Annotated in this window: 24 protein-coding genes, 1 tRNA gene, 2 riboswitches and 1 other annotated feature; of the genes, 18 read left to right on the forward strand and 7 right to left on the reverse strand. The window is 38.5% G+C overall.

All coding sequences use genetic code 11. The annotated features are described in order from the left end of the window. Positions 1 to 463: transposase (locus JOC49_RS02655; RefSeq protein WP_204661961.1), on the reverse strand; the 463-nt coding region annotated here is incomplete at its 3' end. Between the two features lie 235 nt (positions 464 to 698). After that, positions 699 to 1,145, reverse strand: coding sequence for a peptide-methionine (R)-S-oxide reductase MsrB (gene msrB, locus JOC49_RS02660; protein ID WP_204661963.1), 447 nt, complete (start codon positions 1,143 to 1,145; stop codon positions 699 to 701). Between the two features lie 64 nt (positions 1,146 to 1,209). Between msrB and JOC49_RS02665 the strand changes: the two genes are divergently transcribed. The 7 genes from JOC49_RS02665 (at position 1,210) to JOC49_RS02695 (ending at position 6,968) form a co-directional block, all read left to right on the forward strand. Further along, on the forward strand, positions 1,210 to 1,887 hold the full coding sequence (locus JOC49_RS02665; protein WP_204661965.1) for a CPBP family intramembrane glutamic endopeptidase: 678 nt from the start codon (positions 1,210 to 1,212) through the stop codon (positions 1,885 to 1,887). Positions 1,888 to 1,948: 61 nt separating this feature from the next. Further along, on the forward strand, positions 1,949 to 2,521 hold the full coding sequence (locus JOC49_RS02670; RefSeq protein WP_204661967.1) for a hypothetical protein: 573 nt from the start codon (positions 1,949 to 1,951) through the stop codon (positions 2,519 to 2,521). Further along, the gene (locus JOC49_RS02675; RefSeq protein WP_204661970.1) at positions 2,511 to 3,902 is read left to right on the forward strand and encodes a flotillin family protein; all 1,392 of its coding nucleotides are present in this window, start codon (positions 2,511 to 2,513) and stop codon (positions 3,900 to 3,902) included. The genes JOC49_RS02670 and JOC49_RS02675 overlap by 11 nt, the downstream gene beginning before the upstream one ends. Before the next feature lie 93 nt (positions 3,903 to 3,995). Further along, positions 3,996 to 4,214, forward strand: a complete 219-nt coding sequence (locus JOC49_RS02680; RefSeq protein ID WP_204661973.1) for a FeoA family protein — start codon at positions 3,996 to 3,998, stop codon at positions 4,212 to 4,214. An 81-nt stretch (positions 4,215 to 4,295) separates the two neighbouring features. Then, the gene (gene feoB, locus JOC49_RS02685) at positions 4,296 to 6,239 is read left to right on the forward strand and encodes a ferrous iron transporter B (RefSeq protein ID WP_204661974.1); all 1,944 of its coding nucleotides are present in this window, start codon (positions 4,296 to 4,298) and stop codon (positions 6,237 to 6,239) included. 9 nt (positions 6,240 to 6,248) lie between these two features. Next, positions 6,249 to 6,392 (forward strand): FeoB-associated Cys-rich membrane protein, encoded by a 144-nt coding sequence (locus JOC49_RS02690; protein WP_204661975.1) that lies wholly within the window; start codon positions 6,249 to 6,251, stop codon positions 6,390 to 6,392. 9 nt (positions 6,393 to 6,401) lie between these two features. Continuing rightward, positions 6,402 to 6,968: a tRNA (mnm(5)s(2)U34)-methyltransferase gene (locus JOC49_RS02695; RefSeq protein ID WP_204661976.1), complete on the forward strand. Its 567-nt coding sequence runs from the start codon at positions 6,402 to 6,404 to the stop codon at positions 6,966 to 6,968. A gap of 43 nt (positions 6,969 to 7,011) precedes the next feature. On the opposite strand, the gene JOC49_RS02700 is transcribed toward JOC49_RS02695, so the two are convergent. Beyond that, a complete protein-coding gene (locus tag JOC49_RS02700; protein WP_204661977.1) occupies positions 7,012 to 7,440 on the reverse strand; it encodes a YtxH domain-containing protein in 429 nt (142 codons plus the stop codon). Positions 7,441 to 7,527: 87 nt separating this feature from the next. Beyond that, positions 7,528 to 7,659, reverse strand: a riboswitch (cyclic di-GMP riboswitch). An 8-nt stretch (positions 7,660 to 7,667) separates the two neighbouring features. Beyond that, a riboswitch (cyclic di-GMP riboswitch) is annotated at positions 7,668 to 7,768 on the reverse strand. A 90-nt stretch (positions 7,769 to 7,858) separates the two neighbouring features. On the opposite strand from JOC49_RS02700, the gene JOC49_RS02705 reads away from it, so the two are divergent. Next, entirely contained in the window at positions 7,859 to 9,010 is a 1,152-nt protein-coding gene (locus JOC49_RS02705) for a glycosyltransferase (RefSeq protein ID WP_204661978.1), read from the forward strand. Here JOC49_RS02705 and ade read toward each other — a convergent pair. Further along, on the reverse strand, positions 9,007 to 10,731 hold the full coding sequence (gene ade, locus JOC49_RS02710) for an adenine deaminase (protein ID WP_204662435.1): 1,725 nt from the start codon (positions 10,729 to 10,731) through the stop codon (positions 9,007 to 9,009). The two genes, JOC49_RS02705 and ade, sit on opposite strands and share 4 nt — an antisense overlap. Before the next feature lie 8 nt (positions 10,732 to 10,739). Next, entirely contained in the window at positions 10,740 to 11,426 is a 687-nt protein-coding gene (locus JOC49_RS02715) for a GTP pyrophosphokinase (protein WP_204661979.1), read from the reverse strand. Between the two features lie 257 nt (positions 11,427 to 11,683). On the opposite strand from JOC49_RS02715, the gene JOC49_RS02720 reads away from it, so the two are divergent. The 4 genes from JOC49_RS02720 (at position 11,684) to JOC49_RS02735 (ending at position 13,612) form a co-directional block, all read left to right on the forward strand. Then, entirely contained in the window at positions 11,684 to 11,905 is a 222-nt protein-coding gene (locus JOC49_RS02720; RefSeq protein WP_423875172.1) for a type II secretion system F family protein, read from the forward strand. Positions 11,906 to 11,913: 8 nt separating this feature from the next. Then, the gene (locus JOC49_RS02725; protein WP_204661985.1) at positions 11,914 to 12,231 is read left to right on the forward strand and encodes a DUF192 domain-containing protein; all 318 of its coding nucleotides are present in this window, start codon (positions 11,914 to 11,916) and stop codon (positions 12,229 to 12,231) included. 53 nt (positions 12,232 to 12,284) lie between these two features. Beyond that, positions 12,285 to 12,360: transfer RNA gene (locus JOC49_RS02730), tRNA-Val, on the forward strand. 100 nt (positions 12,361 to 12,460) lie between these two features. Further along, positions 12,461 to 13,612, forward strand: coding sequence for a ribose-phosphate pyrophosphokinase (locus JOC49_RS02735; RefSeq protein WP_204661987.1), 1,152 nt, complete (start codon positions 12,461 to 12,463; stop codon positions 13,610 to 13,612). On the opposite strand, the gene JOC49_RS02740 is transcribed toward JOC49_RS02735, so the two are convergent. Both JOC49_RS02740 and JOC49_RS02745 read right to left on the reverse strand, forming a co-directional pair. Next, complete coding sequence (locus JOC49_RS02740; protein ID WP_204661989.1) at positions 13,567 to 15,039, reverse strand: SpoIIE family protein phosphatase; 1,473 nt, start codon at positions 15,037 to 15,039, stop codon at positions 13,567 to 13,569. The two genes, JOC49_RS02735 and JOC49_RS02740, sit on opposite strands and share 46 nt — an antisense overlap. Further along, a complete protein-coding gene (locus tag JOC49_RS02745) occupies positions 15,032 to 15,637 on the reverse strand; it encodes a flavin reductase family protein (protein WP_204661991.1) in 606 nt (201 codons plus the stop codon). Before JOC49_RS02745 ends, JOC49_RS02740 begins: the two co-directional genes overlap by 8 nt. Before the next feature lie 136 nt (positions 15,638 to 15,773). Between JOC49_RS02745 and JOC49_RS02750 the strand changes: the two genes are divergently transcribed. From JOC49_RS02750 to JOC49_RS02775, 6 genes are all read left to right on the forward strand, one after another. Then, on the forward strand, positions 15,774 to 16,283 hold the full coding sequence (locus JOC49_RS02750; protein ID WP_204661992.1) for a YkuS family protein: 510 nt from the start codon (positions 15,774 to 15,776) through the stop codon (positions 16,281 to 16,283). A gap of 18 nt (positions 16,284 to 16,301) precedes the next feature. Then, positions 16,302 to 16,500 (forward strand) — a binding site (T-box leader). A gap of 44 nt (positions 16,501 to 16,544) precedes the next feature. Then, positions 16,545 to 18,953, forward strand: coding sequence for a leucine--tRNA ligase (leuS, locus tag JOC49_RS02755; RefSeq protein ID WP_204661994.1), 2,409 nt, complete (start codon positions 16,545 to 16,547; stop codon positions 18,951 to 18,953). A 23-nt stretch (positions 18,954 to 18,976) separates the two neighbouring features. Further along, entirely contained in the window at positions 18,977 to 19,186 is a 210-nt protein-coding gene (locus JOC49_RS02760; RefSeq protein ID WP_204661996.1) for a heavy-metal-associated domain-containing protein, read from the forward strand. A gap of 131 nt (positions 19,187 to 19,317) precedes the next feature. After that, entirely contained in the window at positions 19,318 to 20,187 is an 870-nt protein-coding gene (locus JOC49_RS02765; protein WP_204661998.1) for an efflux RND transporter periplasmic adaptor subunit, read from the forward strand. Then, complete coding sequence (locus JOC49_RS02770; RefSeq protein WP_204662001.1) at positions 20,180 to 23,206, forward strand: efflux RND transporter permease subunit; 3,027 nt, start codon at positions 20,180 to 20,182, stop codon at positions 23,204 to 23,206. The genes JOC49_RS02765 and JOC49_RS02770 overlap by 8 nt, the downstream gene beginning before the upstream one ends. Positions 23,207 to 23,307: 101 nt before the next feature. Continuing rightward, a complete protein-coding gene (locus tag JOC49_RS02775; RefSeq protein ID WP_204662003.1) occupies positions 23,308 to 23,820 on the forward strand; it encodes a ferritin-like domain-containing protein in 513 nt (170 codons plus the stop codon). Positions 23,821 to 23,904 lie beyond the last annotated feature (84 nt).

Genomic DNA, 23,904 nt, shown 5'->3' on the forward strand with positions numbered 1-23,904 from the left:
CCAGCTTTTTAGGATTGTAACCTTTAGTAGCGCCTTCTTGGTGGCCTTCTACATTAATGACACTGCTATCGATATCAATAGTGATGGATGTCAATTCACTTTTAAAAAGCAGCTTTTTAAAGACTTTGAAGTTGATTTCTCTGAACATTTGCGTCGTTTTGAAGCTGAAGTTGCCTAAAAAACGCGACACGGTTTCAGGCTCTTTAACAGAAATATCGAATTCACGAACAAGGGGATCATTCTTTAAAAGTTTTAAACGTTCGAGCTTATCTATGCCTATAAAATGACCAGAGAGCATGGTTTTAACATGATTCATTTTAATCTTGTTTACAGAAGCGCTTTCAAAAGTGAGGTCATTTTCAATCATCTCAAAAATGCCGTTATTTTTAGTGTTCTCTAGCATCAGAAAAAGTCCTGCATTTGAGGTAAGATTTTTAGCCTTAAACTCGATTTTATTTATCATAAGCCATCTCCTTCACAACACCTCTATTTGTTACATTTTTACCCATCAAACAAGACAAAAAACATACAAATAGATGTTAATTTGCTGCAATTTTCTTTCACCCATTGGGTGAAAGAATGGTTTTGGCTTAACGATTATAAATACTTGCTTAAAGGGTTATATGAGTAGATTGCACGTATTATTTAGATTTTTTTTACTTTATCATGAAATATGCGGTATTGGAAAGAGAAAAGCTTTAAACAAATTTTAAGAATTCGGCGTAACCCTGTTCAGGCATAGAAGATTTTGGAATGAATTTTAGAGCGGCAGAGTTGATGCAATAACGCATTCCACCGTGAATTTCTGGACCGTCATTAAAAACATGTCCCAAATGCGAGTTGCCAGACTGACTTTTCACTTCGATTCTGTGCATGCCAAAGGAAAAATCTTCCACATACCGGACCCGCTCTTTTTGTATAGGTTTGGTAAAACTTGGCCATCCACAAGAAGATTCAAATTTGTCTTTTGAAGAAAAGAGTGGCTCGCCTGTAACAACATCCACATAGAGGCCATCTTCAAAGAAATTCCAGTATTTGTTTTTGAAAGGGGGCTCGGTTCCATTTTTTTGAGTGACTTCAAATTGAAATGGCTCTAATTTTTCTTTTAAAGTCTCAAGGGATGGTTTTTCATATTTTTGATTCATACGTGTTCTCCTTTTGTGTTTGGGTATATATGTGTCAAGTCTTATACCCACTGCGGAGGAAATTATGGAAAGAAAATTTATTAGTTTGTCTTCCATTTTAACAATTTTAATCCTGTATATTGTAAATCAAGTTATAGATCCAGTCTATTGGGTCAAAAATATCATTAAATGGGCTGTCTTTGCGGGGGCTCCGTTTCTATACTATAAATTGCTTGCTGCAGAAGGTATGGGTCGTCTGATTCAACTCAAAAAATATAAAATTAGAAAAAGGGACTTGATCATTAGCATAGGCATGGGTATGATTTTCTTTTTTACAATTATAGGGACTTATTGGAGTTTGCTCCCTTTAATTGACTCGGCGTATATTGTAAAAACCATTGAGGCGCAGAACTCAGTGACACTTCCAATTGCTTTAAGTGTTGGTGTCTATGTAATCGTCTTAAATTCTTTTATTGAAGAATTTTTTTTTAGAGGCTATGTTTTTTTAAAACTTTATGAAAAAGGATATAAGCAAATGGCATATGTTTTTTCTGCCCTATTATTCGCCTTATATCATATTGGTATTTTTCAGACCTGGTTTAATGACCAAATTACATTTTTGGCATTGGTGGGATTATTTATGAGTGGATTGGGATTTGCTTTTTTGGACAGGACCAGTGGAACAATTATTTACTCATGGGTTGCACATGCAATTGCCGATATTGCACTTATGCTTATAGCGTTTCAATTAATAGTTATTTAAGCGATTTTTAATACCTGATCCAATCTTTAATGATACTATTAGTTACAAGGAGGTGGACTTATTGGAACAGTTTTATTTGTATGTAGCAGTTCCGGCATCCATTATTTTAGTGATTCAAACCATTATGACTTTTTTAGGTGCCAGTGGTGAAATTGATGTAGATTATGATGGCGATGGTGATGTTGAGATAGAAGGTGGCAGTCATTTTACCATTTTTTCAGTTCGTAATCTGGTAGCATTTTTCACTTTTTTTGGTTGGAGTGGTTTGTGGATGAATGCCAGCGGATTTGGAATCATTTTAACTGTAATTGTCTCAGTGGCAGTTGGCATTTTGTTTGTGATGATTTCAATGGGAATGTTCTTTTTAATTGCAAAGATGCAGCGCAGTGGGAACATGGACTTGAAGCTTGCGATTGGTCTTGTCGGTGAAGTTTACATTCCAATTGCTGGGGAACGAAAAAGAAGTGGGAAAGTGTTACTTAATCTTCAAGGCGGGTTAAGAGAACTTGAAGCTGTTACAGATGAAGTTTCTGTTCTGTCAACAGGGACTGAGGTAGAAGTTGTAGGTGTACTACCACCTTCGAAGTTAATTGTAGCAAAAACAAATCATAAGGGGGAAAACAATGGAAGGTAATTTTTTTGGTCTTATTTTCATATCATTGGCGGTTATTTTCGTCTTTGGATTGCTTGTGGCGCTTCTGTCGCGTTACAAAAAATGTCCGTCTGATAAGATTTTGGTCAAGTATGGTTTAGTAGGTTCAGATGCAACTGGAATCAAGAGCGCTAAGTGTATTCATGGTGGTGCAACACTGGTTTGGCCAGTTATTCAGGCGTATGAATATTTGGATTTAACGCCAATTTCGATTGAAGTGAATCTCCAAAATGCACTGTCTAAACAAAATATTCGAATTGACGTGCCATCACGGTTTACTGTTGGAATTAGTACAGAGCCTGATGTGATGCAAAATGCTGCCGAAAGACTCTTGGGGCTTAAATTAGCTGAGATTCAGGAATTGGCAAAGGATATTATATTTGGTCAACTTAGATTGGTTGTTGCAACCATGGATATTGAAGAAATTAACACAGACCGGGATAAGTTCCTAGAGGAAGTGTCACATAATGTGGAGTCTGAACTTAAGAAGATAGGTCTAAGACTTATCAACGTTAACGTGACGGATATTAGCGATGAGTCCGGTTATATTGATGCATTGGGTAAAGAAGCTGCATCGAAAGCGGTAAATGATGCTAAAATTTCTGTGGCACAAAAAACAAGAGATGGTTCAATTGGTGAAGCGCAAGCGGTAATGGACCAAAGGGTACAGGTTGCAGATGCAAATGCCATTGCAGTTGAAGGGGAGAACCAGTCCAAAATTAAAGTGGCGGAATCTGATGCAACTCGACGTGAAATGGAGGCAATAGCCAACAAGCGAGCCATTGCAGCAGAAAAAATTCAACAGGCAAAGGCGCTTGAAGAATCTTATGTTGCAGAACGCGAAGCTGAAGTTGCAAGAGCTGAACTTGAAAAAGCCACAGCTGAAGCCGATCAACTGGTTCAGGCACAAATTGACAAACAACGTATTGAGATTGCGGCAGAAGCAGAAGCTGAACGCATTAGAAGACAAGCTAAAGGGGATGCAGATGCGATTTACATGAAACTGGAAGCAGAGGCACGCGGCATTAATGAGATGCTTATGAAACAGGCTGAAGGTTTTAAAGCACTTGTAGAAGCAGCTGGAGATGCAGATGCAGCAATGAAACTCATGATTGTAGACAAATTACCAGAACTCATTGAAAAACAAGTTGAGGCCATTAAAAACATCAAGATTGATAAAGTCACTGTTTGGGATAATCTTGGAGGCGAAGATGGCACAACCAACACAGCAAAATTCGTTTCAGGTATGATGAAATCTGTACCACCACTTAATGAACTTTTTGGTATGGCGGGACTTAATATTCCAAGCTACTTGGGGAAAGCTCAAGAAGAAACCGATCTTACAGTTGAGAATGAAAATTAATTGTTAAATTGTATTCAAAACTATTGACGCCCTCTGTCGATTATGATAATCTTTATCAATAAAAGGCATAAATGATATGAGGAAGGTGAGCTTATGGTTTTGTCAAAAGCAGGAATCGGATATAAGGGAAATGTTGCTAGAATTGAAGGAAAAGAAAAGATAAAGAAATTCCTTTTTAGCCTTGGCTGTTATGAAGGGGAAGAAATCACGTTGATTTCAATCTTGGCCGGGAACTATGTCGTCAACATTAAAGATAGCCGTTATGCCATAGACGAGGCCATGGCTAAAAACATCATATTAGCAGAACACTAAAGAAGCATTAGCCGTGAAAACGGCTTTTTTTCAGCCTTTTATGTGAAAATGATTATCATTAACAGACTTTAGGGGGTCGAAATGAAGATTGCATTAGCCGGAAATCCCAATTCTGGAAAAACCACTTTATTCAATGCCATTACTGGCAAAACAGAATATGTAGGCAATTGGGCAGGCGTAACAGTAGAAAAAAAAGAAGCAAGACTCAAAAAAAAGTATGAACTAAATCATGAGATCATAAAAGTTGTTGATCTCCCGGGTGCATATTCCATTGCACCGTTTACCAGTGAAGAGGCCATTACCCGAGATTTTGTGGTAGAAGCTTCGCCGGATGTGATCATTAATATTGTTGATGGCGCTAATTTAGAAAGAAGTTTATTCTTTACAACACAGCTTTTAGAAATTGGCATCCCTGTTGTAGTTGCTTTAAACAAAGGGGATGTTATAGACAAACGCGGTGAAGAAATTTCAGTTGAAAAGTTATCCAGTCAGCTGGGTGTTCCGGTTGTACAAACTGTTGCGGTTACGGAAAAGGGATTGAAAAATCTTATTGAAATAGCTGCTGAAGCATGTAAAATCAACAAATTGACGTATCAGCTGACGACCGTTGAAACTTCTGATACGGATAGACAAAAAATTGTCAAAGAAATTGCGAAACATACTTTTGTTCAAAAAAGAGATGCAACCACTGTTCGGTTTTCGGATAAGGTAGACCGTATAGTGGCACATAAAATTTGGGGACTTCCAATATTCTTTTTGGTGATGTGGGCTGTTTATTCTCTGGCAATTGAAGGGCCGGGAGGCTTCTTGTCGGGTTATTTTAACGACACCCTATTTGGTGAAGTTATTCCTACGGTTGTAACAAATTTTCTGGACAGCATAAATGTAAATCCAATCCTTAAAGATTTAATTGTTGAAGGTGCTCTTGGTGGTGTTGGCGCTGTTGTTGGGTTTTTACCACTAATCATGGTATTGTTTTTTTTGCTGGCGCTAATGGAAGACAGTGGTTATATGTCTCGAGTTGCAGTTATTATGGACCGTTATTTCAAAAAAATAGGACTCTCAGGAAAATCTATTATTCCAATGATAGTGGGATCAGGATGTTCTATACCGGGCGTTATGGCGACGCGGACAATTGAGGACATGAACGAAAAAAGAATGACAGTAATCTTAACCCCATTTGTACCCTGTGGCGCAAAGCTGCCTATAATTGCTTTGTTTTCAGCCGTCTTTTTCCCAGGTTCAAGTTGGGTAGGACCGAGTGTCTATATTTTGGCGATTGGTGTCATTATTATAAGTGGCCTTATATTAAAACGTATTTTTGTTTGGGAAGCAGAATCGAGTTTTATTCTTGAACTCCCAGAATATAAACTACCAAGTCTAAAACATGCTTTCATTCAAATGCTTGATAAAGCAAAAGGATTCGTTTACAAAGCAACAACGATTATTTTGGTCATGAATACTTTGGTTTGGTTTATGCAGGCTTATTCTTGGTCTCTTATACCAGTTGAAGATCAAAGCATGAGCATATTGGCCTCTATTGGGACCTGGATTGGGCCATTGCTTATTCCAATGGGTTTTGTGGGCTGGCAACTTGGGGCTGCAGCGATAACAGGGTTTGTTGCCAAGGAAAATGTCGTATCTACGTTTGCAATTCTACTGCTTGCAGCGTCTGAAGATGCCTTGCACATGCCTGGAGGTGTACTAACTGAATTCTTCACACCGGTTACAGCCTATGCGTACTTGGCATTCAATCTATTTACACCACCATGCTTTGCTGCAATAGGTGCGATGAACAGTGAAATGGGCTCGAAAAAATGGCTTTTCAAGGGACTTGGTTTTCAGTTTGCAGTTGGATTTGCAGTGGCAACTTTGATTGCACAAATAGGCTCCTTAATTATATACGGCGCACCAATTACAGGTTTTGTACCGGGGATGGTTTTATTAGCTGGACTTTCAATCGGGTTATTTATTTTAATTAAGAAAGCGGACCGTAAAAGAACCACACTTGGTCTAGAGGATTAGGAGGTAAAAATGGGTACTTTGGTTATTGGATTGATATTTGCGGGTATTATTTTATTGGCTGGGAAAAGAGCGTTTTCAGACCTTAAAAAAGGGAAATGTGCAGGTTGTAGCGGATGTTCGGACAAGAAGTCAACTTGTCAAATTAAATTTTAGAGGTGGCTTATGTCTGTTATTCGAAACTTAACTGATTTTAATAGCATGATGCTAAATCAAGTTTTGCACGAAGGAATGGTTGCAATTGATGCCACTCTTGGAAATGGGTATGATGCTCAGCGCATCCTTCAGGCCATTGGTAAGACAGGTCAGTTGTTCGGATTTGATGTCCAAGAAGATGCAATTGTAATGACACGTGATAAATTGCGTCATTTAGGCTACAGGAATTATAAGTTGTTTCACATGTCTCATGACTGTTTACTTGAAATGTTTGATAAGGATTCCATTGATTTTATAGTCTATAATTTGGGTTATATGCCTGGTGTAAATAAAACTGTATCCACAGCGCCTGATTCGACACTTATGAGCATACGGCAAGGCCTTCAACTTCTAAAAGTTGGTGGAATCATGTCAGTGAGCATTTATAGTGGTCATGAATCTGGTAAAAAAGAACAGGCAGTCCTTGACCCCTATTTTGAGACACTGGATACCAGGACATATCACGTTACGAAGTATCAATTTGCAAATCAACCGAAGAGTGCCCCCTATGTTTATTGGATAGAGCGCAAAAAATAAAAAAAGTCATTTGTATGGATCGACATACAAATGACTTTTCTTTTTATCCATTAATCTTTTCGTCAACAGCTTCAGCGGCATCTTCTGCCACATCTGCAGCATCTTCTACTGCATCTTTAGCACTGTCTTCCACCGCATCAATTTTATCTTTAACCTTGTCTACAGGTTCTTTTTTATTGATGTTATGGAATTTCGTCTTTACATTTTTCCCAAATTCTACTGTTTCTTCTAAAGCTTCAGCGGTTTTGACAGCCAGCACTTCAGCGCCTTCTTTTACTTTATCGGCACCGGCTACTGCGGTGTCTTTTACGTCTTTGCGGAGCTCTTTGCCAGATTTTGGTGCAGTGAAAAGGGCAGCAACTGTACCAATTGCACTTCCCACAACAAATGCAAAGCCGGCTTTCTTCGCAGCATCTGCCTTCATTTGTTTCATTTCTTCTTCTCTTTTTTGTTTAAATGGATTCAGCAACATAAACATCTCCCTTATTATATATTTTTCTAAAGAATACATACCCAATGATTTGATGAATTAACGAATTTATGGCACAAAAAAACTTTTCTCGGTAACTGGCTGCCATATTGAATCGTATCCGCTTATTAAAGCATACGCCTCTGAAAGCGCGACGGAGTTTCAAGTTAGGCCCTTCTAGTTTTGCGCCTCGTGGTTTCCCAGGATTTGCTTTTAATACCGAAAAGTTTTTTGGTAGCTGGCTGTCTTGCAAACAATTAATCGACGAACTGTTTGTTTAGACCCTATAGCTTTGCGCCGCAAAGTTTTCTTTGCTTTGCTTATTTTATTAGTACCCCATATTTATAATTTTAATCAAATTTTTACTTGAGTATTAAGTGGCATCTGTTAAAATCAAATGTAGATAAGAACGGGGGATTATATGAAAAAATTAACAGTGGGTCTTTTTAATGATTCATTTCCACCAACAATAGATGGTGTTGCAAATACAGTTTTCAATTACGCAAAAGAAATCCATGAAAATTTTGGAAATGCCATTGTAGCGACACCAAAGTATCCAAATGTGAAAGATGTGTATCCGTTTCAAGTGGTACGTTATGCCAGTGCATACATAGGCAATCGTATTGGCTACCGTGTGGGGTATCCTTTTAATCCCAAATTGATAGTGGCGCTTCGGAAAAAAAAGTTCGACATCATACACGTTCATAGCCCTTTTGTGTCCATGGTATTGGCTCGAGTTGTTAGAAAATACACCAAAACACCTATTGTTTTTACATACCACACTAAATTTGATATAGACATACAAAAACGCATTGCAACAAAAACAATGCGTAAGGCATCCATAAAATTTATTTTGGCAAATATCAATGCCAGCAATGAAGTGTGGGTTGTATCTGAAGGTGCAGGTGAAAATTTAAAATCTATAGGATATACAGGTTCTTATGAGATCATGCCAAATGGCACAGATTTTAAAAAGGGTAAGTCTGATAAAAATAGAATAGCGGCCCTAAATAACCAGTTTGGACTTTCAGAAGATCAACTTGTTTTTTTATTTGTTGGACGCATGATGTGGTACAAAAATATTAAATTGATTGTGGATGCACTTAAAATGGCAAAAGATCTTGAAACAGACTTTAAAATGATTTTTGTGGGTGATGGCGCAGATCGACACGACATTGAAGCCTATGTAAGGGAACAAGGACTAGATGCAAGTTGCGTGTTTGCAGGTCCAGTTTTAAGCCGTGAGGCCCTTCGTGATTATTATAGTCGAGCAGATCTTTTTATGTTCCCATCCACATATGATACAAATGGGATTGTTGTACGCGAAGCTGCGGCTTGTGCTTGTCCAAGTTTGTTGGTTGAGGGCAGCTGTGCTGCTGAAGGCATTGAACCAGATTACGCAGGGGTTGTTGTAGAGGAATCCGTTGAAGCAATTGCAAAAAAATTGAAGGCGTTATCGGAGGACCGCCTTCAACTTAAAAGAATTGGTGAACATGCAGCAGATACAGTTTATTTTTCGTGGCATGATGCTGTGAAGAAAGCATATTCACGCTATGAAAGTTTAATTGATTAACCTTCAACTTCGATACCAATCCAGTCAAAGCTTGTGACATCAAAGTATCCTTGATCTGTGATTTTCAGTTCGGGAATAACGGGAAGCGCCATGAAACTTAAAGTCATAAATGGATCGACTTTGTTTGATATTTGTAAAGACTCATAGGCAATTTTCCTCAATTCTGATAATTTTTCAGAAACGTTTTCCATAGAGTCAGTGGACATTAACCCGGCGATTGGAAGCTCAAGAGTTGCTTTTATAGCGCCGTTTTGTGCGATGGTAATGCCACCTTGTACCCGAATAAGTTCGTTCACCGCAACAGCCATGTCACTGTCTGAATCACCTATAACGATAATATTGTGCGAATCATGGGCGATTGTAGTGGCAATAGCGCCATTTTTAAGGTTAAAGTTTTCAATCAGACCCAGCCCAATGTTGTGTGTGTTTCCGTGGCGTTCAATTACGGCTATCTTGACAACATCTAATAATTTATTAGGTGTAAAATAGCCGTCTAAATCTAAGTAAACGCGCCTTACGGCTCGGTTGGTGACAATGGATTCTGGTGTCATGTGGATGACATTGACCAAATCTGAATTCAGCTTAATTCTAAATTGTTCAGGGGTAACAGATTTGATTTTAACAGTGTTCATAACACTGGATGGATCTACTTTTTGAGAATCAAACAAGGCTTTTTTGTGGTCCGCCACAAGAGAGCCTTTTTTATAAACTTGGACAATGTTGAAGCTGTTTAAATCATCTAAAATAATGAGATCAGCGTCATAGCCAGGTGCAATTGCCCCTATGTCTCTTAGATTATAGCATCTTGCAGGGTTAATTGTAGCGAGTTGAAGTGCTGTAATGGGGTCCATACCAAGTTCAATTGCGCGTCTGACATTGTAATCAATATGGCCTTCGCGGAGAATGTCCTCTGGATGTTTGTCATCGGTGCAAAACATACAAAGGTGCTTTGTATGTGTATTAACGCCTTGAATCAAAGTGTCCAAATTTCTTGCGGCAGATCCTTCCCGAATGGCTATGTACATCCCTAGACCGATACGTTCCTCCATTTCTGCTACTGTGGTACACTCGTGTTCGGTTCGAATGCCATTGATGACATAAGCGTTTAAAGATTTTCCGGAAATCTCAGGACCGTGACCATCGATGATCATATGGTTGGCTAACTCCATTTTTTCAATCATATCTTGATCGCCATTGATAACACCCACATAGTTCATCACTTCACCAAGACCAAGAACCATTTTATGGTCAATTAGTTCTGCCAATGAATCGCGTGTTAACACAGCGCCTGAATTTTCAAATGGGGTTGCAGGAACGCACGATGGCATCATAAAAAAACCATTTAAAGCTGTTTTTTCGCTGGCTTCAATCATATATCTAATGCCTGCTAGACCGGCAACGTTTGCTATTTCGTGGGGGTCAGCAATGACAGTGGTTGTTCCCCGGGGGACAATAATTCGGGCCATTTGATCTGGGGCCACTAAAGTAGACTCCATATGCATGTGTGCATCAATCAATCCAGGTGCTACAAATTTTCCTTCTAAATCGATTTCCCTTTCACCAGTATAATTTCCGATGCCTATAATTTTTCCGCCATCAATGGCAATGTCATCTTGCGTAATCTTTCCGTTAAATACGTTTATGACTTTTGCATTTTTTAAAACCAGTGCAGTAGGCGCGTCTCCTCTTGCAAGTTTTGCCCTAAGGTGCATTTTTTGCATGGACATAATCAGGCCTCCTTGAAATATTCATCGACATATAAGTCGTTAAGACACACTTCTTCAGAATTGTTCTCTAAACATAGAATCAATTTTTTGAGTGTATACATCCGGTTATCAAGTTCGGAAATCAAATCTGCACATTCTTTCAATTCTGCTTGTATGGTGGTTGGTGATTTTCCCTTGTATTTATAATAGAGTTTGTGTTCTACACTGGCCCAAAAATCCATTGCAATTGTTCTGAGTTGAATTTCCACACGTGTTTCAATGACACCTTTGCTTAAATAAACTGGGATTTGAACATGGACGTGTAGGCTTTTATAACCATTTTCTTTTGGCGCTGCTATATAATCTTTTACTTGGAGTATTTTTAAATCTGACTGTGCTTCAATCATTTTAAAAACATCGAAAATATCGGCTGTAAAAGCGCAAATAATTCGAATACCAGCAACATCGAATAGGTGTTCTTTAGCATTTTCAACAGTTGGGTCAAAACCAATACGTTCTAGTTTCTCTCGGATTCGGTCTGGGTTTTTAACGCGGTAGCTAATATGTTCAATGGGGTTGTAATCGTGCATGGTTTGAAATTCTTCATCTAAGTTATTCAGTCTTGTACGCATTTCATCAACTGCAAATTTATGAATCATAAGCAATTCTCGCCACTCTAAAGTTTCTTCATTCAAGTAATTATCCACCATTAACTTTCTCCTTTTCAGTCTTTCAAATATCTATACCCATTTAGCCTAAGTTTATTTATGAATAGGACTAAAAAAAAGTGGTATATTTATTCTATAAAAGTATTTGTTAGATAAAAGGAGGAACTATGCCTGATCCAATTGACCTCTCAAAAATCTATTGACAGCCGAAATGTGGAGATGGTTAGAGAACTGCCCTATGCGTTGGATTTGATCACAGTTAGCGTTGAGGCAGGTGTGGCATACATGAAATTAGCACGCTGATGTCTGCTTTAATTCAAGCGGATGAACTGGGTGTAAGTCTTGGAAAAGTTTTAAGAATCGAAGGGGACCAATTAAGGGAAAAAAGAAAACAAGCTGCTCGTGAAAAAGCAATGAAAGCGCCTATTAAAATGCTGTTTCCACTGGTTATCTTTATTTTCCCTGCTATATTTGTGGTGATTTTGGGGCCCGCTTTAATTCAGATTATGACAGGATTTTAGGTGATGGGATGCAAATTATTAAAGTTGACACGATCGTTCGGGCAAATACATTTATAAAAAGGCTAAAAGGCTATATGTTTGTAAGTAAGCCAAATCGTCGGGAAGTGTTGTTGATAGAGCCGTGCAATCAAGTGCATACTTTCAATATGAAGTTTGAAATTGATGTCCTGTACTTGGACATTAATTTTCGAGTTTTGGCTAAATTTGAACATGTAAAAGCTGGGAGAGTTCTGCCTGCAGTTAAAGAATCAATGCGCGTTGCTGAAGGTGGAGCAGGTTTATTTAAGCGGATTGTTGAAGGTGAAATTGTAAGATTTGAGATATAAAAAAGAATTGATTACACGTATAAATTGTGGCATAATTAAAAAGCAGTTAATGCGCGAGATTAACTCAGATGGTAGAGTGTTTCCTTGACGTGGAAAAAGTCAGGGGTTCGAGTCCCTTATCTCGCACCATGAAAAGGCCCGGATGCATCTTAGTGTATCTGGGCTTTTTGATTGAAGTTTTAAAGTTTTGTGTAATAATAGTAATAGAATGTACATAGGGGGATTACTTATGCAAAGAGAAGATTATTTAAAACATGATCCTTTTGGAGAGTTAGGGCTTATTGTGATGGACAATTGTGCTGAATTGGGTGAAAAAGTGGATCAGTATTTAATACAAATGCGTAAAAATTTAGCAAAGGCTGAAACTGTTGTTCCAGAAACTTATCGAATTCAAAAAAAAGAGATACGATTTTCCAATGGTGAAGGAAAGATTTTTATTGAAGAAACAGTGCGTGGAAAAGACATCTACATCTTAACGGATATTGGCAATTACAGCATGACCTATATGCTTTATGGTCATGAAAATAGAAAAAGTCCAGATGATCACATACAAGATTTAAAACGCGTCCTTTCTGCCATGGCTGGTAAAGCAAGGCGCATTACTATTTTAATGCCACTTTTGTATGCATCCAGACAACATAGTAGAAAGGGCCGGGAATCCCTAGATTGCGCCATGGCACTTCAAGAACTCGAAAAACTTGGGGTCGATGATATTTTAACATTTGATGCCCATGACCCTACCATACAAAATGCAATCCCATTGATTTCATTTGAAAATCTTTATCCGACTTTTGATATTGTTAAGAGTTTTCTAGATACTGAAAGAGCGGTTCACGAGGACATGCTGATTATTAGCCCAGATACAGGGGCAATGGATCGGGCCATATACTATTCAAGTGTTCTTGGATATGATATAGGGTTGTTTTATAAAAGACGGGACCATAGTAAGGTCGTCAAAGGCAAAAATCCCATTGTACAGCATGAATACATTGGGCGGGATGTTTCAGAGAGTCATATCCTGATTGTTGACGACATGATTGCATCAGGGGAATCTGTGTTTGATATTATGCAGGAACTCAAAAAGAGACAGGCAGGGAAAGTATATGTCGCTACGACATTTGCACTTTTTACTGAGGGGGTAGAAAAGTTTAAAGCGTATTATGAACAGGGGCTTTTCCATAAATTATACACAACGAACCTGTCCTATATTCCTGAAGATGTAAAAAAAGAACCCTGGTTAAAAGAAGTGGATATGTCCTTCTATATCTCCAGGATTATTAATCGGTTAAATTATGATGTGTCTATTAGTGATTTAATGGATGCAACCAAAGGCATTCAGGACTTGCTCAGACTTGCTGGAAAATCTTTGAAAACCATTTGACACACTGTGACGTCATCTTTAAGTGTTTTATCTATGTTAAAGTTTTGATAGAGAACTGAAAAAAACCGATCTGTGGCACGCTCCTCAAAGGCAGTTTGAATTTGAGCGAGCGCGTCTTCGTATTCAATGTTTGAACTTTCATATAGACCGTCCGTAAAACAAAGAAAGCGTGTGTAAGTTGAAAGTTTCAAGGTATAAGCAGTGTGTTTTTGAGGCATAACCCCCATAATGAGATTGTTGGATGGTTTTGGATCCGATGCCCCGTTTTTTTTCAGTAATATCGCATCCATGTGGCCCGCATTGATTAGTTTAAGGCTATCTTGGCTGGGGTCCACTTCCATGAAAATACCAGTCATATATTTGCTGCGTTCAGGATCTTCCTCATTTAAAGTACACAGGTGGTCGTTAACAGCATCAACACTTTCTTCAAGTGTTTTAAATTTAATATAGTCTTTGAATATTTGTGACATGGTAATGGCAATCATTGACGAAGATAAACCATGCCCCATTACGTCAATCAAAACAAAATGATACTTACCCAAATTGTTTTTGTCAAAGAAAATAAAATCCCCACCCAGTTCGTTGTAATGCATTAAATTATAATCGAAATCAACGAAATCATCTGTATAAGCATCTGGAAACAATCCTTGAATGGCGGTTTTTGCGAGTTTGACTTCTTTTGACAACTCATCCAGGAGAAGGCGTTCTCTGGTAATGTTTTTACCAATCTTAACGAAATTCATTATCTCGCCATGGGCATTCCTGAGCGGTGTAATGGTGGATTCTTCATAGAATCGGTTGTCATATTTATCTTTGTTGACAAAAATACCTTCCCAAACTTTGCCTGTGCTTATGGTTTCCCATAAGTCCTTGTAAAAGGGGTCCTCATGAAAGCCACTTTTAATAACGTTGGGAGACTTTGAAATAAACTCTTCCGTTGTGTAGCCGGTAGTTTTTTCAAAATATGGATTGGCAAATTCAATGTTTCCTTTTTTGTCTGTTATGACAATTGAATTTTGAGCATTGTCAATGATACGATACAGGGCCTTATTTTCATCCTGAAGCAATTTTGTGTTTAAACTCTGATCGAATAGAATCTTCATATCGTATTTTGAGGCACTGTCTTTTACCCACAACTGGATGCCGGATTCATACAAGTTTTCAAGTACCGAGGGATCATCTGGGACATTGATTACAATAACTTGCGCATAAACTTTGTAAAGCGTTGAAAGCGGTTGTTTGAGATCAAGCAAATGTACGTAGTCTACAATTAACGTGTCATAAAATCCTTTGGGTAATGTCCAGTCTTTAAGAATTCTTGTAATCGGTTCACATCTTGAGGTATAACCCTCTATAAGGTCCAATAAACTTGCATAATCTTCAGCACTGGTGTAAAGGTCTAAGTAAATAATAGGTCTTTTAAACACGTCGGCCTCCTGACTTTTTTTGTTTTCGAATGCGTGTTTTTTTCTTCATAATGGAATACCCAAAAGTGCCAAGCTTTTCTCCGAGTTCATAGTAGGCACCGTGGCTGTAAGCAATTAATCCTGCCTGGTCTAATCTAAATTTACCGCTTTCATCGAGGAAACTGTCTTCAACAGTAACGCCAATAACCTTTGCTATAAAAAGATCATGGGATCCCAGTGGTTTAATTTCCATCAGTTCACATTCCAAAGCAAGTGGTGATTCCTTGATTATAGGGATATCCAAACATTGGCCTTGAATAGGGGTTAGTCCAGTTTCCTTGAATTTGTCAACGTCTCTACCTGATTTTACGCCACAGTAATCCGTTGCACGTACCATATCTGTTGTTGTGAGATTGATGGCAAAATTACCTGTTTTTTTTATCAAATCATAAGACAGCCGTTCGGGACGTACAGAAATATAAACGATTGTAGGATTGGTACATAGGGTTCCAGTCCATGCAATTGTAATTAAGTTTGGCGCTTCCATGGTCCCGCAGCTCACAAGAACAGCAGGGAGTGGGTAGACCATGGTCCCAGGTTTCCAGACTATTTTTCCCATAAGATCTCCTTTTTTTGTTCATTATAACACATAGGTGTTTTCAATAGAAAAAAAACATCTATAGAAAAAACTGATTATAAGATAATCTTTTATAAAAGTTGGGTATAACATAATAAAGATGGAAGGGGGAGACATTATGAAAATTGCAATTCAAAGAGGTTTGGAAAATATAGAAACGCTGTTGACAGAAAAAGGATATCAGACCGTTCGATACGGGGATGGCGGCAAGGGCATTGGCATTACTGTCATAAATGATGTGGATGAAGCTTATGAAGAAATTGATCCTGTAACATTTTATGGAACAGGTGAAAAGGCCATGATTTTGTTAAATGCATCAAAGTTATCCGATGAAGAAATCTTGAAATATGTTAAAAAGTACAGTGAAAATCCAAAAGTAGTTGCTGTGCAAAAGGGGATGAGCCGGACACAGGAGAAATTAGAAGCTTTAGGCTATGATGTTGTGACTGTGGATGATGCCATAAGGAAGGTGCGTGTGTCCATTATCAGAAGTGGTGATGGCGCATATGAAGAAATTGAACCTGTTTCGTTTTATGGCTCTGGTGATCGGGAAGTTGTTGTTTTAGATGCAACACAACTTTCACAAGAACAATTGATGAAATATGTTGAAAAATATACTGTTCTATAATATAATAATTGAATAAATGTAAACGCTACGATTGGAAGTAGTAGGGTAAAGCTTTCGCTTAGAGAACTGTTGGGTGGTGAAAAACAGTGGAAGGCATAACTGAACTCGTCCATGAGCTGTCAAGTCCAACTTGGCCGGTTAGCCCCGTTAAAAGCTTTGAGGGGATTGCATGAAAGGCAATCAATTAGAGTGGTATCGCGGGTTCTTCGTCTCTAACGAAGGACCCTTATTTTTTTGCAAAAAAATTGGAGGAGGATTAACATGGAGTATCGTCACATGGAAATAGAAAAAAAGTGGCAGGATATATGGGATGAAAAGGCGTCATTTAAAGCACTCAATGACTATACCAAGCCTAAGTATTATCCGCTGGTAGAGTTTCCGTATCCATCTGGTCAAGGGTTGCATGTGGGGCATCCAAGACCTTATACAGCGCTTGATATCGTCGCTCGAAAAAGACGATTAGAAGGCTATAATGTTCTGTACACAATGGGTTGGGATGCTTTTGGACTTCCAACTGAAAATTATGCAATCAAGAATAAGGTTCATCCAGCAAGTGTTACAGAAGAAAACATTAAAAGATTCAAAGAACAATTGAAAAGTTTGGGTATGTCTTTTGACTGGTCTCGTGAAATCAACACAACAGACCCCAATTATTATAAATGGACACAGTGGATTTTTATTAAATTATTTGAAAAAGGTCTTGCTTATAAAAAAGAAATGGACATAAACTGGTGTACATCTTGCAAGGTTGGCCTTGCCAATGAGGAAGTTGTAGGCGGTGTATGTGAACGGTGCGGCAGTGCGGTTGTGAAACGTGCGAAGTCTCAGTGGATGCTAAAAATCACAGCGTATGCAGATCGATTAATTGATGACTTAAGTGATCTTGACTACATTGAACGTGTTAAAACACAACAAATCAATTGGATTGGTCGATCTACAGGAATGGAAATAGATTTTGCCACAACAGTGGGGGAGAAACTTAGAGTATTTACAACCAGGCCAGATACGCTCTATGGGGCAACTTATATGGTTGTTAGTCCTGAGCACCCAATGTTGGATACGTATAAAGATCAGATTTCAAATTTTGATGATTTGATGGCATACCGCGAGGAAGCTAGGTTGAAATCAGATTTTGAAAGAACAGAAATAAACAAGGACAAAACAGGTGTTGAAATTAAAGGTGTTTCAGCAATCAACCCTTTAACGGAAAAGCAGATCCCAATTTGGATTTCAGATTATGTTTTGATGTCCTATGGAACTGGTGCAATTATGGCAGTTCCGGGTCATGATTCTAGAGACTGGGAATTCGCCAGAGCGTTCAATTTACCGATAGTGGAAGTTGTAGCAGGTGGCAATGTATCAGAAGCTGCATATGATGATATAGAGGATGGTGTTCTTGTAAATTCGCCTTTGATTAATGGTATGCGTGTTCAAGAGGCAAAGGAAAAAATAGCAGACTATATTGAATCCAATAAAATTGGGGTTCGTAAAATTAATTTTAAATTAAGAGATTGGGTGTTTTCACGTCAACGGTATTGGGGCGAACCTATACCTTTGGTACACTGTGAGACGTGTGGATGGGTACCGGTTCCGGAAAGTGAACTGCCATTGACACTTCCAGAAGTAGAAAGCTATGAACCAACAGATAATGGGGAATCACCTTTAGCTGTAATGACAGATTGGATTGATACAACTTGTCCAAAATGTGGCGGGAAAGCCCACCGAGAGACAGACACAATGCCACAATGGGCTGGGTCAAGTTGGTATTTTCTGAGATATTGTGACCCGCATAATGACAAGGCGTTTGCTGATATGGATGCGCTCAATTACTGGATGCCTGTTGACTGGTACAATGGTGGTATGGAACATACAACACTTCATCTTTTATACTCTAGATTCTGGCATAAATTCCTCTTTGATATTGGTGTGGTTAATACCAAAGAACCTTATTTGAAACGGACATCTCATGGCATGATTATGGGAGAAAACAACGAGAAGATGTCCAAATCCAGAGGAAATGTTGTAAATCCAGACGAGATCATTGAAGCTTTTGGTGCAGACACGCTTCGTCTGTATGAAATGTTTATTGGTGATTTTGAGAAAAGTGTTCCATGGTCGGAAAATAGTGTAAAAGGGTGCCGAAGGTTTTTAGACAGAACTTGGTCTTTGATGGAAGATCTCTCTGAAGACAACCAGTATTCAAAAACGCTGGAAACGACAATCCATAAAACCATAAAAAAAGTATCTGAAGATTTTGAATCTCTTAAGTTCAACACTGCAATAGCGGCGATGATGAGTCTTTTGAATGACTTTAAAAAGCAATCACAGATTACAAAAAAAGACCTAGAGACGTTTTTGATTTTGCTCAATCCAGTAGCCCCACATATTACAGAAGAAATGTGGCAAAGTGTTGGGTACAGTGGTATGGTAACGGATCAAAGTTGGCCTATTTTTGATTCTGAAAAAGTCGTTGACACTGTTGTGGAAATGGCAGTTCAAATTAATGGAAAAGTACGTGGTACAATAACGATTTCCGTTGATGGCACCAAAGAAATGGCCCATGACTTGGCATTTAAGGATGAAAAGATTCAACAATTTACTGAAGGAAAAACAGTTGTTAAAGAGATTTATGTGCCAGGTAAAATATATAATATTGTCGTTAAAGGCTAGTTATGACTGAGTGAGGAGGCGTTATGAAACGTGAAATTATGATTGAGGGTATGTCCTGTAACCATTGTAAAATGAGGGTAGAAAATGCGCTGAATAACGTGGCGGGTGTACACTCTGCTGAAGTAATTCTTGCAGAAGGCAAGGCCGTTGTAGAGAGTGATTCATCTTTATCCAATCAGCAATTGATTGAAGTTATAGACGATGCAGGTTATGATGTTATTGAAATCAAATAGAGCTTTTATTTAAAGCACATGAAACGCATCTATGATTCTTTGAGTTGTAGATGCGTTTTTAAGTTTGATTTTATGGAAAAAGGGGATAAAAGAGACATAAGACATTTAATGCAAATTAGGAGTGAATAGATATGAAAACGAAAGGGAAACATTTAATTTTAAGCGTTCTTGTTTTGAGTTTGACGATGCTTGTGGGGTGTACGGAAAAAGTGACGCCCGTTTCGGGGGAAAAAATTCGAAATGTTGAAGTTAGTTCTGTTGAAATGGCGTCATTTGATGAAGTGATTCGCTACATTGGCAATATCACATCTGAGCAAATGACACCAGTCATACTTCCTTCTGATGGACGTGTGAGGTCTGCCTACGTGAAACCAGGTGATTTTGTTGAAATGGGTCAGGTGATCGGTATTTTTGAAGATCCCATAGGTCAAACTCAAGTGGATTTGCTAGCGCCAGATGATGGGTATGTGGTTCAATTGGGGGTAAGTGAGGGCAATTGGGGTCAGGCAAATTCTGTTTTTGCAATTATTGGAAGTGAGGGTCAAATCGCCTCATTTGGAATGACGCAGGCCGATGTTTCGCGCGTAGATGATAGCAATGTCTTCAGAGTTGAAATACTAGCAGGTGATGCAGTATACAGAGGTGAACTCTTGGGTATAGATCGACTGCCAGATGCCAGCTCAAGAACTTATCAAGCAAGTGTGGAAATTTTTAGTCTTAAGAACTTTTTAATTGGGGAAATTTGTGAGGTTAAAATTTACTTAGATACAGTTAGCGGAATCTGGCTTCCCATATTAAATGTTCAAAATGATGGACAGGATTATGTATATATTGTAAATGATCAGAACAGGATAGAACGGCGCAACTTAGTCCTTCATGAACTTAATGATGCTTTTGTGCGTGTAGATGGTCTAGAAGTGGGAGACCGCGTTGTTGTGGTTGGAAACGCTTTTGTACGTGAAGGACAGGAGGTTACATTCAAGGAGGCTGAAAATGAATAAGTGGATTCATATGGCGCTTCGTGAGAGGAAAGTGACAATTTTGTTGTCCTTATTCATACTCGCCTATGGCGTATACGCTTATTATTTTGTGCCCAAACAGGAAAATCCAGACACGTCAAGCCCTGTTGCACAGATTATAACAGTATATCCTGGTGCGACTGCTTCTGAAGTTGAAGAATTGGTGACTAAAAAAATAGAAAATGAAGTGGCAACTTTGGATGGTATTGAATACATTACATCTTATTCAAATCCAAATGTGTCTATAGTTCTGATTACTTTAAACTATGAGGTGGACTATAAAGAGCAATGGGAGCGCATGCGTGTCCTTTTAGAGGGTATTCAAGCCGATCTACCTGCTAATGTGATGCCTTATCAAATTGATACGGAGCTCACGACATCTGCTGGTATTATTATGAGTTTGTCAGGAGAAGGCTACACCTATGAGCAACTGGAATCCATGGCAACGCATTACAAAGAATCTCTTCAGCAGGTTTCTGGCATTCAAAAAGTTGAAATTGAAGGAGGACCTCAAAAAGAGATTCAAGTTACTTTGAATTCAGCCATGTTAAGTGAATTGCCGTTATCTAACAAGGACATCATGGATTTGATTATGGCTCAAAATGTGTCTATACCTTCAGGCGATATTCAAACAGAGAGTGGTAAAATTGGTGTAAAATCCCCTAAAGGTTTTGAATCCATACAGGATATTGGGAATATGATTGTGTACGGCTCTGAAGAAACCGGAGGTTTGGTTCGATTAAAGGATATTGCAACGATTGAGTTTGGCTATAACCCGTCTTTTCATAGGTTTAAGCATGAAGATGAAAACGCCGTTCTCATTACAGCCTACTTTAAAGAGAATGAAAATGTGATACTCGTTGGCAACGAAGTTCGGGAGACGATTGATCGCTTGAATAAAACCTTTCCAGAAGAATTAAATATTCATGAAGTGCTGTATCAACCACAAGAAGTGGACCAGTCCGTCAAAACATTTATGGTGAATCTCTTGCAAGGGGTAGGATTTGTAGTGTTTGTGGTGCTTATTGGGATGGGAATTCGGAACGCAGCAGTTGTTTCGGCCACAATTCCCCTTTCGGTAGCCATTACCATGGGTGCAATGTATCTTTTGGGAATTGATATTCAACAAATGTCAATAGCGGCCCTTATTATTTCACTTGGAATTCTTGTGGATAATTCTATTGTTATTAGCGATGCAATTCAAGTTAAGTTAAATGACGGCATGGCCATACAGGATGCAGCTTATTCTGGAACGATTGAATCGTCTATACCGGTACTGACCTCCACACTTACAACAATTGCAGCATTTGCCCCTTTAATGACACTTCCTGGAGAAGCTGGAGAATTTGCAAAATCATTGCCACAGGTTGTTATTATTTCCCTCATCGCCTCATATCTTGTGGCAATGTTTGTGACACCTGCACTGGGGAGTTTATTCTTTAGAGCGAGACCAGTGGAAAAACGCAAACCCCAAAATAGATTACGTCATATATTTGAAGCCGTTCTAAAAGGGGCTATTCAGCGTAGATTTGTAGCTTTTGTAAGCATTATTATGATTCTGGCTGGAACGGCATATGGTGTCCTTCACCTTACCGTAGATCTTTTTCCATATGCCGATAAGGATTTGCTTTATATCGATTTATACTCTGAAAAGAGTGGAGATCAACACTATACAGAGGCTTTGGCGCAATCCTTAAAAGAAATATTGGACGCGGAACCAGAAGTGGGAACCGTTAACACTTCAATTGGGGGTGGATTTCCAAAGTTTTATTTAACGGTTGGTGTTAAACCGCCTTCAGATGATTATGCCCAGTTGTTATTTGATATAGATTTATCAAAGAGCAATCGCTTTGAAGATCGAGAGGCATTTGCTTTTTATCTTCAATCTAAGTTGGATAATGAAGTGAGTGGTGGCTATGGAACCGTTTATTTGATTGAAATCAACCAGCCAGGACCTGCAGTGGATCTTAAAGTTTCGGGTGCTTATCGCGAAGATGTGGATCGCGTTTCAAAGGCTATCTATGAATACTTGCTGGCCAGTGATGCAACTATAAATATTGTAAATGATCAGCCACAACTGGGATACCAGTATAAAATAAATGTTGAAGATGATATTGCAATGAATTTTGGGCTTACCAAATATGACATCCAGTATCAGACGAACCTTGCGCTCAACGGGATGGTGGCAACAGTATTTCAAAAAGAGGGCAACACGTATGATGTTGTCGTTCAAAATGATGTGGAGACCATTTCAGATGTTTTGAATCTGGACATAAAATCGAGTTTTACAAATCAGAAAGTGCCTCTTAAACAATTTGCAAATGTAAGTTTGGATCCTGAATTTAGTATGATTAAGAGGTTTAACCGTTTGCCATCTGTTTCAGTAAGTTGTGATGTGCGCCCTGGATATTCCAGTGTTGATTTGCAGAAAAAAATACAGATAGAGTTATTGGATAAAATGGATCTTAGTGGTGTATCCATTGACTTTGGTGGGGATCAAGAAACGATTGAGAAGTATATCTCAGGACTCCTCGATGCGGCAATTTTTGCAGTCGTTATCATTTATGTCATTCTATTGATTCAATTTAATTCACTTGTACAACCTGTGATTATTCTATCAACAGTTCCGCTTTCCATTGTAGGATCTGTGGTGATTTTATTGGTGTTTGATATGAATGTTACGTTTACCGTTGGACTTGGGGTGGCCAGTTTAATTGGAATTGTGGTTAACAATGCGATTTTATTGATTGAATACATCAACCGAGATAGGCGCACTGGTGCGACGTTATACGATGCGTGTATAGATTCTGTGGAAAAGAGATTTAGACCGATTATGCTTAGCACAACGACGACCATTATTGGTCTTGTACCATTAGCCCTGTCTGGAAGTTCTTTTTTCACACCTATGGCAATGGCGCTGATGGGCGGGCTAATGACATCCTCATTATTGACCTTGATTGTGGTTCCCCTTATTTATTATACACTTGAAAATCGACAATGAATTATTTGAAAAAGTCGAAATATAATGTTAAAATAACAGTTGAATGGGTATACTATGTTATAGTTTGAACAAATTAGTTTAGTATAAGGAGGCTATTACAAATGGGAAAAAAAGCAGTTGAAATTTCAAAATTAGAAGTAGAAAAATTGATTCAGATGTTAAATGAAGCCTTGGCTGAAGAGTGGTTGGCTTACTACCAATATTGGATTGGTGCACGCATGATTGAAGGGCCAATGCGTAGTGAAGTGGAACCTGAATTATTGTTGCATGCAACAGAAGAACTTGCCCATGCTGAGTTGGTTGTTGATCGAATTATTCAACTTGGTGGCACACCTGTATTGAACCCAGCTGATTGGACAAAATTTGCCAGATGTGCTTATGAAGAACCAACAGATCCTTACATTGAAGAAATCTTGAAACAAAATCTTGAGGGTGAGCGTTGCGCGATCCAGAGATATGAAGAGATAGCAGACTTCACATATGGCAAGGATCACTCAACGTATCAAATGGCAGTTCAGATTCTAAATGATGAATTGGAACATGAACATGATATTGAAGACTTCCTAGCGGATATTAATCGATTGAGAGAAGACATCAAGAAGTTTAGAATGTAAAAATTTTTCTTAAGGTTTAGGTGTGTGCATAAATGCGCACACCTTTTTGTTTAAATAGGTTTCAATTTTGATATAATAAAAGGG

It is taken from the genome of Fusibacter tunisiensis (assembly GCF_016908355.1).
GTDB classification, from domain to species: domain Bacteria; phylum Bacillota; class Clostridia; order Peptostreptococcales; family Acidaminobacteraceae; genus Fusibacter_D; species Fusibacter_D tunisiensis.